The sequence below is a fragment of the Pseudoalteromonas sp. S16_S37 genome (genome assembly GCF_014694405.1).
GTDB lineage: Bacteria > Pseudomonadota > Gammaproteobacteria > Enterobacterales > Alteromonadaceae > Pseudoalteromonas.
Window position 1 is genome coordinate 47,532 of the sequence record NZ_JAAUWV010000025.1, and the last position, 12,696, is coordinate 60,227.

11 protein-coding genes are annotated in these 12,696 nt (G+C 40.7%); 8 read left to right on the forward strand and 3 right to left on the reverse strand.

The genetic code is table 11. The features are described 5' to 3' along the window. Positions 1-162 precede the first annotated feature (162 nt). The 3 genes from HC733_RS12420 to HC733_RS12430 all read left to right on the forward strand — a co-directional run bounded on the left by HC733_RS12420 (position 163) and on the right by HC733_RS12430 (position 4,313). Positions 163-2,412, forward strand: a complete 2,250-nt coding sequence (locus HC733_RS12420) for an acyl-CoA dehydrogenase (protein ID WP_190365362.1) — start codon at positions 163-165, stop codon at positions 2,410-2,412. 133 nt (positions 2,413-2,545) lie between these two features. After that, positions 2,546-3,493 carry a kinase gene (locus HC733_RS12425; protein ID WP_190365363.1) on the forward strand — a complete coding sequence of 316 codons (948 nt, stop codon included), beginning with the start codon at positions 2,546-2,548 and terminating at the stop codon, positions 3,491-3,493. Position 3,494: 1 nt separating this feature from the next. Beyond that, positions 3,495-4,313, forward strand: coding sequence for an EamA family transporter (locus tag HC733_RS12430; protein ID WP_190365364.1), 819 nt, complete (start codon positions 3,495-3,497; stop codon positions 4,311-4,313). Positions 4,314-4,343: 30 nt separating this feature from the next. Here HC733_RS12430 and HC733_RS12435 read toward each other — a convergent pair whose 3' ends face one another. Both HC733_RS12435 and HC733_RS12440 read right to left on the reverse strand, forming a co-directional pair. Next, on the reverse strand, positions 4,344-5,960 hold the full coding sequence (locus tag HC733_RS12435; protein WP_190365365.1) for a S8 family serine peptidase: 1,617 nt from the start codon (positions 5,958-5,960) through the stop codon (positions 4,344-4,346). A gap of 199 nt (positions 5,961-6,159) precedes the next feature. Further along, positions 6,160-7,218 (reverse strand): ABC transporter substrate-binding protein, encoded by a 1,059-nt coding sequence (locus HC733_RS12440; protein WP_190365366.1) that lies wholly within the window; start codon positions 7,216-7,218, stop codon positions 6,160-6,162. Positions 7,219-7,395: 177 nt separating this feature from the next. Between HC733_RS12440 and HC733_RS12445 the strand changes: the two genes are divergently transcribed. The 3 genes from HC733_RS12445 to HC733_RS12455 all read left to right on the forward strand — a co-directional run bounded on the left by HC733_RS12445 (position 7,396) and on the right by HC733_RS12455 (position 9,102). Beyond that, positions 7,396-7,755 carry a cytochrome b562 gene (locus tag HC733_RS12445; RefSeq protein WP_238937538.1) on the forward strand — a complete coding sequence of 120 codons (360 nt, stop codon included), beginning with the start codon at positions 7,396-7,398 and terminating at the stop codon, positions 7,753-7,755. Positions 7,756-7,920: 165 nt separating this feature from the next. Further along, a complete protein-coding gene (locus HC733_RS12450) occupies positions 7,921-8,184 on the forward strand; it encodes a hypothetical protein (RefSeq protein ID WP_190365368.1) in 264 nt (87 codons plus the stop codon). Between the two features lie 129 nt (positions 8,185-8,313). Continuing rightward, a complete protein-coding gene (locus tag HC733_RS12455; protein WP_190365369.1) occupies positions 8,314-9,102 on the forward strand; it encodes an MBL fold metallo-hydrolase in 789 nt (262 codons plus the stop codon). 46 nt (positions 9,103-9,148) lie between these two features. Here the strand turns inward: HC733_RS12455 and HC733_RS12460 are convergent, their stop codons facing one another. Then, entirely contained in the window at positions 9,149-9,802 is a 654-nt protein-coding gene (locus HC733_RS12460; protein ID WP_190365370.1) for a DUF6058 family natural product biosynthesis protein, read from the reverse strand. A 220-nt stretch (positions 9,803-10,022) separates the two neighbouring features. Between HC733_RS12460 and dapA the strand changes: the two genes are divergently transcribed. Beyond that, positions 10,023-10,937 carry a 4-hydroxy-tetrahydrodipicolinate synthase gene (gene dapA / locus HC733_RS12465; RefSeq protein WP_190365371.1) on the forward strand — a complete coding sequence of 305 codons (915 nt, stop codon included), beginning with the start codon at positions 10,023-10,025 and terminating at the stop codon, positions 10,935-10,937. 57 nt (positions 10,938-10,994) lie between these two features. Next, positions 10,995-12,293 (forward strand): DEAD/DEAH box helicase, encoded by a 1,299-nt coding sequence (locus HC733_RS12470; RefSeq protein ID WP_190365372.1) that lies wholly within the window; start codon positions 10,995-10,997, stop codon positions 12,291-12,293. Positions 12,294-12,696: the final 403 nt, after the last annotated feature.

Here is a 12,696-nt window from a genome sequence, read left to right on the forward strand (position 1 = left end):
TCGCTTTCAGCGTACACGTGTAAGCCGCTAATTTACTTACAAATATTCTTAATTAAATGAAACTGCAGTAAAGAACTCGTAAAAAATGTTTCTAGAGTGATTGATCTATTGTCATTTTTGTGCCGTAATGTAGGTATATCTATCTGGTCGGATGAGTTGATTATGAGTTTAAGAACACAACTAAGAAAAGTTTTACCTAGCATTTCAGTAACAGAACAAGAAGCACTTGATGCAGGTGATGTATGGCTTGAAGGGTCTATCTATCGTGGTAAGCCTGATTTTGACGCGCTAAGAGCAGTGCCTGAAGCAAAACTAACCGCTGAAGAACAAGCATTCTTAGACGGCCCAGTAAAAGAATTAATGGCGATGATTGATGATTCTGTTATTCAAAACAGCAAACATCTGCCTGATCATATTTTAGAGTTCTTGAAAAAAGAACGATTCTTCTCACTCATTATTCCTAAGTCATTTGGTGGTCTTGAGTTCAGCCCTTATGCAAACTCTACCATTGTTGGCACTATCGCAACTAAGTCATCTGCAGTTGCTGTAACGGTCATGGTTCCTAACTCGTTAGGCCCAGGTGAGTTACTTCTTCATTACGGTACACAAGAGCAACAAGCACATTATTTACCGCGTCTTGCAAACGGTCGCGAAATTCCATGTTTCGCACTGACAAGCCCTGAAGCTGGTTCAGATGCAGGTGGTATTCCAGACATTGGTATTGTTAAAAAAGGCCAATACAATGGTGAAGAAGTTGTCGGTTTAGAAGTTACTTGGGATAAGCGTTATATTACGCTTGCACCAATTGCGACAGTACTTGGTTTAGCATTTAAAGTTGAAGACCCAGATGGCTTGTTAGGTGGTAAAGAGCATCTAGGAATTACTTGTGCGCTTATTCCAAAATCACACCCTGGTGTTGAATTAGGTAATCGTCATGATCCTATGGGTATTCGTTTTTATAACGGTACAACACGTGGCGAAAAAGTATTTATTCCAATGGACTTTATCATTGGTGGGCAGAAAAACATCGGCCGTGGTTGGCAGATGCTTGTAAGCTGTTTAGGTGCGGGTCGCGGTATTTCACTGCCAGCATTAGGTGTTTCGACATCTCAGGTAGCGCTTAAATCAGCATCAGAATATGCTGCAGTTCGTGAACAGTTTGGTTTGTCTATCGGTCAATTTGAAGGTATTCAAGAGAAGCTGGCTGATATTGCAGGTAAAACTTACCTTCAAGAAGCGATGCGTGTGCTAACAACCGAAGGTTTAGGCATGGGCTTAAAACCGTCAGTTGTTACTGCAATTGCGAAGTACCATATGACTGAAATCGGTCGAGACGTGCTTGATTCAGCAATGGATATTCAAGCGGGTAAAGCAATTCAAAACGGCCCACAAAATACCCTTGCCAGTGGTTATGTTGCTCAGCCTATTGCTATTACGGTAGAAGGTGCAAATATCTTAACTCGTAACCTGATGATTTTTGGTCAAGGTGTAATGCGCTGTCATCCATATCTTCAGTCTATGGTTGAGTCGATTCACAGTGAAGACAAAGACGCAGATAAAACATTTAACAAGATTTTACGTAAAACGGTGGGTTACAGTGTAGCGAATAGCTTACGTGCATTGCGTTTAGGTGTGTTACCGTTTACTGCTGGTAGCAAATCTTCATTACCTGAAGTACAAGCCTATGAAAAAGCGGCGCACCAGTTATCTGCAAAACTTGCTGTATACGCCGACTTCTCGCTACTTGTATTAGGTGGCAAACTTAAGCAAGCAGAAATGCTTTCAGCACGCTTAGGTGATGTAATGAGTTACCTGTACGCAGCTATGGCGTCTATTAAGTATTACGAGCAAAAAGTAGCGGTAGCAGATAGACAAGCAGCGGCGCCTTACTTCCATTACGCGACACGTTGGGCTTTGCAAAACGCTGAAAACGCACTACATAAGTTTTTAGATAACTTCCCAGCACCTGTAACTCGTAAGTTTATGCGTGTTATTACTATGCATTACACGCACAGAATGCCAGCTATCAGTGATGACTTGGTACGTGAGCTTGCTAAAGCAGCACAAATGGACACCGCATTTAAAGCGCAGCTTACGCATCTTATCAAGCCAACAGCAGGCGATGGTCATGACATTAATGAACAAGCCTATAAAGCAAAAATGGCATGTCTAGACTTGTTAGCTAAAGTTAAAAAAGCGCTTCGTAGCAAAGAGATAAAAGCAGGTGTACGTTTTGCACAAACGCTTGATAATGCGCTAGCGGCAAACTTAATCAGCTCGCAAGAATATGCGCAGTTAATCGACTACAACAAGAAACGTGAAAAAGCGATTCGAGTTGATGAGTTCGACTTTGACTTAAACTTGCTAGATGACAATGCTCAGCCAATTGGTAAGGTGCAGCAAGCAAGCTAAACAACATTCAACAATGCCTAAGTGTCAGCAGTATCGGCACTTAATTATAAACACAGAGCCCCTGATATATTTAGGGGCTTTTTTTATGCCTAAAACGTGCTAGGGTCTGATAAAAACTAACCCTAAAAACATTATGTTATATCAGTTTCTAAGTGAAAAATTTAACGACATTATTGATAAAGATAAACACACTGTACTTTGGAGTGGGTGTGGTGAAGTAAAAAGGATGTCGCTTGATGGACAAGACGTTGTTGTTAAATACTCGCAGGTCCCCAAGCAATTGGCACACCGGCATATTGAGCAATCTGATTTTGCGTTATCACGAAAATTAAAATCTTACGCTGTTGAATTACAGTTTTATCAACAGCACAGTAGCAGTATTCAAAAGCAGTGCGCTATACCAAAACTGATATTTACTGCGCAGCAGGATAATTCAACATGTCTGGTACTTAGAGATTTTAACAAAGATGGATTTGTACAACATACAGATTTATCGCTAAAACAGCATCATGCAATATTGAGCTGGTTGGCACATTTTCACAGCCGTTCGCTTAATAGGTATCAAGGAATTGGGTGGCAGCAAGGAGGATATTGGCATTTAGCCACAAGGCCAGATGAATTGCAGAGAATGCAGCATCATGCGTTAAAGACCCATGTGCAACATATTAATGCGCTGATCACCGAATGTCGATACAAATGTACAATACACGGGGATGCTAAAGCCGCGAACTTTGCTCTAAATGACGCGTTAGAAGTGATTGGTTACGATTTTCAATATGTGGGAGCTGGGGTAGGGGTACAAGATGTTATGCTATATTTTACCAGTGTTTTTGATGAAAGTAGCTTATATGCCTATGCTGACGAACTATTAGCATTTTACTTCTCACAACTTGTTAGCCAGTTAGAAGCTTTGTTATCAGAGCAGCAGGCTCTGGATATTGTTAGTCATTGGCAAGCTTTGTGGCCGCTAGTTTGGGCTGACTTTCATCGATTTTTATTAGGGTGGAAACCTGACCATTTTAAAATAAATCAGTATATGCTTGAGCATACTTCATTCACTTTGTCACAGGTTCGCCAATAGCATGATATATGCCTTACTTTGCGCTTTATGTTGGGCTGGATTTGACACCTGTCGAAAACAGCTCTCAAAGTCATACGATGCGCCATTAATGTCGGTTATTTTTAGTGCGCTTGTTTTGCCAATTTTTGTGTGTATGTGGCTGATGAGAGAAGCTAGCTTTCCATCAAGTAACTATTACTTTGTGGCAACAGCTAGTGGCTTGATGGGCGCTATTGGCAGTGTGTCGTTTATTCGAGCACTGTCAGTTGGTAAACTTGCTATTGTATTGCCGATGATGTCGTTTACGCCAGTTTGTTCGGCAATACTTGCATGGTTATGGTTATCCGACCCCCTTAGTTTCAATCAGAGTATCGGGATAGTAGGTATCGCGGTCAGTTCCTTCTTGGTTCTCGGAGGGCGTTTTAAAACAAATGAAAAGGGTATCTGGCAGGCACTGTTAGCGGCATTGTGTTGGGGCTTTTGTATTGTGCTTGATAAGTTTGCTTTGCAATATGGTTCTAAAGAATTTCATGCTGCCTACATCACATTTATTATATTGATTGCCACCGCCTTATTGCTACGGGTAAAGCTGGACTACAAGAAAGTCAAAGAAAAGACTTTTTGGTGGCTATTATCTGTGGTGCTTTTAGCCTGCGCGCTTATTTTGCAATTCATTGCAATCACGCAGCTTCAACCAGGTATCGTTGAAGGTTTAAAACGTGCGATAGGAATTACAAGTGCGCTGATGATTGGCGTATTTGCGTACAAGGAACAAATTAGTAAAGGGCAATTGTGTGGCGTGTTATGTGTATTGTTATTCAGTGGGCTTTTAGTAAGGTAAAGCGCCCACAGAGTGGGCGCAAAATCGGGCTTAGTTACAAGCACCTAAACGTTTCCAAACATTACTGAAAATGTCTGGTTGCGCCGAACGAGACCACCAAATTGCTTCATATTTGTAGTTTTTATATGAAACTTGGTCACCCACTTGATACATTTTTGATGCAGACCAAGCAGAGATACCGTCACAGCCTGGAGGTGTTACGTCACCAACTTGTACAGATTGAGTCACCGAGTTTGATTTTGCACCATCAGTTGCAGTCAACGTTACTTGGTACGTACCAGCTGCTGCGTAAGTGTGGCTAGGAGACATATCAGAACTGCTCGCACCATCGCCGAACTGCCAAGAATAGCTACGAGCGTCTGTTGATGAGTTTGTGAACTTAACAGTAGTACCATTTACGCTGAAGCTAAAGCTTGCAACTGGACCACCAACAGGGTCACCACAGCCATTTTGTGCGATGTAATCATACGCTGCTTTTGCTTGTACAATACCGTAACCATAAGATGTATCACGGCCAGCCGCGCCTTTATCTTTAGCGGTATTGTTTAGTACTTTACGAATTTCATCATTAGTACAGTTAGGGAAGTGGCTCCATACTAAAGCCGCAACACCAGATACGTGTGGTGTAGCCATTGATGTACCACTGATTGACTTGTAGCCATTGTTGTTCCAAGTAGAGTTAACACCCACACCTGGCGCCGCAATTTCTACCTGACTGTTGTATTGTGAAAACGATGCTTTGTTTTCAGAGCTATCAACCGCAGCTACAGACACAACTGCATCGTAAGATGCTGGGTAGCTTAGGCTGCTATTTCCGCCGTTACCCGCAGCTGCAATGTGCAATACGCCACGGTTATAACTTTGTTGGAACGCATTGCGTTCAGCTGTTGAGCTGCCGCTGCCACCTAAACTCATACTTGTTACATTCGCACCAGCTGCTTCACACTGCTCAATTGCTTTGATTAGGTCAGAACCGTATGCCCATTTACCTTGGTCGTTAAATACTTTTACGATGTGTAAGCCAAGTTGACCAGATGGATTCACGCCCACAACACCTTGACCGTTACCACCGATGGCTGCAATTGTACCCGCTACGTGTGTACCGTGACCATTTCCGTCGTTATACCAGTTACCAGTGTCGTTTGAGCCATAACCATCATCACCTGTAATACCTGTGCTAGGAAGGTCCGGATGGTTAAGTGTATAACCTGTGTCCATGATACATACTTTGCGATTGCCGCTCATGTTGTCAGTTAGTTGATTTGCTTGAACCATAGTGATGCCATATGGCGTTGATTCAGCCATCAGGAATCGCTTAGGATCCTCTTCAACATTAGAAACTTGTGGGTTTGCTTTAAGCTCCTCAAGCTTTTCGGGTGTTACTTCCATAACGACTGCGTTCACACTTGGCAGCGCTGTCATTGGGTCCAGATTTAATTGATGTGCAAATGAAGTAAGCGCTTGTTGCTTATAGTTTGCAGCATCTGACGCAGATACAGATAACGGTAGTGTACTGATTGCGTTGTCTTTTAGTGTTACGATTACGCGTTGACCTTCACCTGCAGATGCGGTGCCTACACTTAGAGCAGCCCCGATACATGCTGATAGAATTGAAAGTTTTGCGCTGTTAGAAACCATTTTTTTCATTTTAAGTTACCTTTTTTACATGTTGTTAACCGCTGTAAATAAAACAGGTAAATTAAAGCATGTCAATAGTGTGTTTTTTGAGCTGTTTGGTGTGAGTGGATATTTAATTTATGAATAAATTTATATGGTCTGAAACTTTAAATTAAAAACCATTTTGAACAAAAAATATACACAAGCTTTGTTTTATTTAACTAAAAATTTATTTTACTAGCGCTGTCATATTGTCTAGGGTGAATGGTTGTGGGGCTGGAGTAGTGTGTGTGTGCGAAAAGTATCTGAAGTCGATTTTTCCCAATTCTTTTGTATGTATAGCTTTATACAAACTCTCATACTTTGGTTTGTAAGCCTTAAAGATAGGTAGTTTCAAATCTCCTATGTAGTTTTTATTATCTACGTCAAAATCAGCAATTTTAATGATAGCTAAAGCACCTAAAGTGACGTGACCTCCTACAGATACATCAAGCCTTGTATGTTGATCTTTATCCCAGTTTATTCCACCGATCAGGATATGTTGACGCATAGAAAGTTCAGTTGCCGCCCTGACAGCACCAGTTGCCATCGCGTCATTTGCTGCCCAAATTATTTTTGTATTGTTAAAGCGTTGCAGCAAACCTTTCGTAATATTATAAGCTTCTTGCTCAGACCAATTCGCGTTCACTCTTTCCAAAAGTTTTAAATAGTAAGAACGGTTGCTATAACTCAACAAACCTTGTTCACGCAGTTTCGCTGCGTCTGTTGCTGACTCTCCAAGCAAAGCGAGCGTGCTAATGGTGGGGTTTTTCTTCGATTTTATTACACGGTTTTCTAATTCTTGTATCAGCAGACGTCCCGCTTGGTAATTATCAGGAACTATAGATCCCAAAATACCAAAACCACGTGCTCTTAAGCGGATCAACTCTTGTTTTGTCGGTTTGTTTAACAAAAAGATGATTTTGTCGTGTACTTGTGTTGACGTCAGTAATGCTTGTGTTGCTGCTGACTTTTCATCTACAAGAATAATGTAATGGTCTTTTCTCGTTAGAGCACTGTTTATGACGTGTTTCATCTGAATATGATTACGCTCAGCATACATAATGTTTAAGTCGACATCTAAGTCATCTGCTGCAGCTTGCATAAAGGCGGATACATTTAGCCAAAAGCTCCCTGTTGGATTATCTTGCGAGAAACCAGGATTAACAAAAGTGATTTTTACCTGTTGTGCTTGGCAAGTCATAGCAAAAAATAAAATACACAACAAAGACACGAGTTTTTTTAGCAACGCCTACCTCCTTATTTTTATTTAAGTAATTATTATGGCACAAAAATATAAAAACACGTGCTCTACAAAAGTAATGCCTGCTTGGTATCACTTTGTTCGAGTTCAAAAGATCACTATAATGCGACTCTACTTTTGGGAGGATATATGTATCGAATTTTTTGCCTAGTTTTATTTTGTATGAGTTCACTTGTTTTAGCCAAGCAAAGCAGCGATTTAGAAGTGACAATGAAAAATATGGGCCATGCATACAAGCAAGCTATGAAAAGTCAATCACAGCAAGACTTAGTAGCACAAATTGATGAATTCAAAAAGCACCTGCTTATTAGCAAACAGCATACATTTACAGCAAAGTTGCAAGATGAATCGCAACAAGGGCTTAACAAAGTCTTGAATGTTATCGACACCAGTAAATTATTGGCCGAGCAGGGGAAGTTAGCCGAAGCTAAAATGAGGCTACAAGAAATAGACGAATTGAGAAAGCAATATCACAAATTACATGAACCCCCCAGTATTTGGGACTTGTTGTTCGGGAATTAACCAACAACTGAGACTGGGTTTTGTTTAATTCCTCTACTAAAAAGTCAGTATTATTAATTTTTGTCGTAAACCGTTTGAATATTGTGCAACTGTTCAGAATTGGGCTAGCTATTCGTAGCCAGCCTGATATAAATAATAGAGCGTAATGTTTAATAGGGAGCCGCTATGACGGAACAAAACCAACAATTAGATAATAGCGTCATTGCGACATTAAAAAATAAAGACCACTCATCATTGACTGAAAAGCTGGATGGACTAGCTTGTACTCACAGCGATATTATCGAGCTTTTAGCCCAGTATCAGGCATTAAGCGAACAAGACGACGATGAAAAGTTCGATAATTGGTACGATGAATTATGTCAATCCCAGCTTGATGTGTTAAAGGCTTTTGAAGTTATGAGGGCTCATTTTGAGCAGGAATATCAATAGTTTATATATTGTTTTTGATATCTGAACTCACGTAATCTTGTGTAATAATGTACCAATTTGACTGTTTTGCAATATCTACTTCCTTTGTCTATGTTTAACTGCGTTTAAGCGTTTGACAAAGGAAGTTTTATGAAGCCCATATTATCTGTTTTATTATTTGTTATAGTCAATTTAGCCTACGCCAATGGCAATAACACAATTGCTGTGCAGCCTATTACAGAGCAGGTTACTCTGCTGAAAAGCAGCGATAGCTCGACAAATATAGGTCTAATTAAAACACCACAAGGATTGGTTTTAATTGATCCCATGCCCGGAAACGAGCACTTTAGTCGTTTACACAACACCATCCAATCTTTAGACAATAGTCAAACCCCAGTTCGTTATGTGCTTAATACTCACGGACACTCTGATCATATCGGTGGCAATGCATTTTTTGAGCGCCTTGGTGCGGTGGTTAATCAACCAAACGCTAGCATCATACTTTATGAAATGCGTTCTCATAGCTCTGATGATTTTGTGTATTATGTTCCGCAAAGCAATGTTGTATTTGTAGGCGATGTGTTTGATACCAGCTGGCACCCTACATTTTATGTCGGAGGCGTCAAAGGTTTTACCAAAGCAATAGACAAAATTTTAAATATAGGTGATGAGCAGACCATTATAGTGCCTGGCCATGGCCGTATTGCAGATAAAGCGCAATTAAGAGCGTTCAAAAAAAATACTTTAGCGTGGATAGACAGAGTGAAAACGCTTCATACTGCGGGTAGAACTACATCTAACATTGCCAATGATCCGCAAATATTAGCACTCATTGAAAAATTTAACTACGACAAGCAAAAGCAGTTTTTGCCAGAAAAAGCGTTTCACCGTTTTATAAAAAGAACGGTTTCAGTAATAGATAATGACAAGAAGCTTTGAGTCGCAATTAACAATCACCGAAGTTGCGGCTACAGGGTAGTCGCAACTACTTAATTGATAGATCATATTTTAAAATTAATGCGTCGATGTAGCGCTCACGCAATGAGAGACTACGTTCATGCTTTGCCGGATGACTAAAGGCACGGTTAAGTAGTTTAATGGCTTGTAATAATCTTGGACGCAGTTCTTGATTGATACTTGCAGCTGTTCTGTCTTCAGTTATTTCATCTACTATAGCGCGACCTAATTCAATTTGTACAAGCTCTTCAACCAGTCCATTTTGGCTAATAGCGCCGTATTTACTACATAGAAACTGTTGCCATGCATTTTGCACTTGCTCGCATAAATCGTCATTAAAGCGTTCGTCTTGGCAGCTAAAGCCCTGTTGTTGGTACTTGCTCAAACTTTGCATATATTGCTGATAAAAAAGTTCATAGGCATGAGCAGAGTTAGAAGCTTTATGCTTAACTAAATCAAGCCCCCATTGGGCGCAGCCTCTAGGGTAATAGTCGGTAAATTCTTCGCATTCATAAATGCCTAAAAAAGAGCTGCATTTTATTTGATTTTGAATACTGTAACTTGGTTTTGGGAATAATCCTTGTTCTTGCCAAGCAAACAGTTGTTCAGCATCAATCTTCAATGCGTGGCAGAGTTCGTCGGTGTGGTAAAAATAGGTATTTAAATAGTTAGTTAAGCTCATAGTAGTTAACTGGATATATGTACAGTGTTTTGATTTTGACCCATGTTTATGTCTTTTTCAAGCAAAAAGATAGTTTTGCCCCGTAGCCATGGTAAACAAAGGTGGTGTGTGATTGAGCTATTTACTTTTTTTGGAAAAATTTAGCGCTTTGACCCTCGGATAATAAAGTGATTTGTGGTAAAACAGTGCGCAAACTCGACAACTGCAAAATTAGAGCACTATGCGAACGATTCAAACGATAAAACAAGCGAGCCTAATTACGGCAATCAAAACACCTTACAACGTCAACGGTGAAATTGATCTAGATACTTATGATGAGCTGGTAGAAGCACAGATTGCTGGGGGTGTTGACGGCGTTATTGTTGGCGGAACAACAGGCGAAGGCCAGTTAATGAACTGGGAAGAGCATTTAATGCTGATTGCCCATAGTGTAAATAAGTTCTCAGATAGAATTTTAATCGTCGGTAATACGGGTAGTAATAATACACGCGAAGCAATAAAAGCCACCGAATACGGTTTTGCTTCTGGTATGGATGCAGCCCTGCAGATAAACCCATACTACGGTAGAACATCTATCGAAGGCGTTAAAACCCATTTTCAGCGCGTGCTAGATATTGGACCTGCCTTTATCTACAACGTACCTGGGCGCACAGGGCAAGACTTAACGCCAGATATCATTGAACCGTTAGCAAAGCATAAAAACTTTATTGGTGTTAAAGAATGCGGTGGTAATGAGCGTATTGCACATTATGAGTCTAAAGGTATTGCGTGCTGGTCTGGTAACGACGATGAGGCGCATGAAAGCCGTCATCACTTTCAGTCACATGGGGTAATTTCGGTGACGTCTAACTTAATCCCAGGTTTGTTTCGCAAGCTAATGGACAAGGAAAATAACGCGTTAAATCAGCAGCTACAGCCGCTTATGCAATGGTTGTTTTGTGAGCCAAATCCAATTGCGATTAATACAGCTTTGATCATGACGGGGGCTGTTAAACCAGTGTTTCGCTTACCTTACGTGCCTTTAAATGATGCGCAGCAACAACAGGGGGTTGGGCTTATAAATCAACTGAACGAAGCTGATGTGGTCGGTGGTAAAGCTAAAGTGATCGATCAAACACTATTAAAACTTTGTTAGGTTTGAACAAATAACGTATAATCTGCGGCCCTTAAGTATTGGCCGCAGGTTTTTACCATGAATTTTAAATCTTTTAGCTTTTCACCTTTGCTGTTACAAGCATTAGACGAATTAAATTTCCATACCCTAACCCCAATACAGCAAGCCGCTATTCCTGTAGTACGTAAAGGCCACGATGTTTTGGCTACAGCGCAAACGGGTACAGGTAAAACCGCTGCTTTTGCGTTACCCATTATTCAAAAGCTCCTTGATGAGGAAGCGTGTGGGCAACCTCGCGCACTGATTGTGGCGCCAACAAGAGAGCTTGCAGAGCAAATTGCTTTAAACTGTGCTGCATTTTGTAAACATACAGAGCTTAAAACGGTCGCTTTATTTGGTGGTGTCAGCCCTGAAGGACAAGCACAGCTGCTAGCGAAAGGTGCTGATATCGTTGTTGCAACACCGGGGCGTTTACTTGATCAGATCCGTTTAGGTAATTTGAGCCTAGCTAAAGTAACTCACCTAGTGCTTGACGAAGCTGACCGTATGCTAGATATGGGTTTTATTACCGATATGCAGCAGGTTATTAATTTAGTGGATGAAAACAGACAATTGTTATTGTTCTCAGCGACTTTCCCTCCTGCGATGAAGCAATTTGCCTCGCAAGTTTTACGTCACCCTAAATATGTGCAAGTTACACCAGAAAACACCACTGCAGAAACTGTACGCCACGTGGTTTACCCTGTAGAGCAAAGCCGCAAAAGAGAACTACTATCGGAACTGATAGGTAAAAAGAATTGGCAGCAGGTATTGGTTTTCGTCAATATGAAAGATGTTGCTGATGAGCTGGTGGAAGAGCTTAACTTAGATGGTATTCCTGCTATTGTTTGTCATGGCGATAAAAAGCAAGGCGCTCGTCGCAGAGCATTAAGAGAGTTCAAAGAAGGCAAATACCGCGTGTTAGTAGCAACAGAAGTTGCGGCACGAGGTATAGATATTGAAGGCTTACCACGTGTTGTAAACTACGACTTGCCTTACTTAGCCGAAGACTACGTTCACCGTATCGGTCGTACGGGTCGTGCAGGAAACCAAGGTCAAGCCATCTCATTTGTATCTCGAGAAGAAGAGCAAGTTTTAGTACATATTGAGCAGCTAATTGAGCAGCAGATTAAACGCTATTATTTGCCAGGTTATGAAGTGAGCAATCGAGATTCACTGATTAAAAAGCTTACCAAAAAGCCTGCGCATCAACGTCGCCAGCCAAGAAGTAATCGCCCAAGTAATCAAGCGAGTGGCGAAGCAAGAGCTAAAAACCGCTCGCGCATAGCGAATGTGCGCAAACAAATTAAGGGTAAAAAGTTAGGTTTAGATAAATAACGAACCCAGTAATTATAAAAGGCTTGCATCAGAGCTACTTGCAAGCCTTTTAATAAAAATATAACCAGCCGTATTTAGCACTTGGGTAATCGTTGGCTTGTGCTGTGCAACCTGTCATTCCTCTTAACACAAATACTACATATCATTTGGCTATGCTTTGTAAAGTCAAAGTTTTTTATTAAAAAGCTGTGGGTTATCGATAAAAAGAAGCTTATCCTTGGTTAACACGCTACTTGAATTATCATAAGTTTAGTCAACAATAAAAATTTGATTTATAGCTTAACTAGTCGATTCTGAAAATCTCGGTTTTTCAAAAAACTGAGGTTGTTCAATTTGGATTGCCATCTTTAGAGTCGGTTAACCATCTAACGTTTTTGTTGTTTGATTTTCACGTGCCAATGGC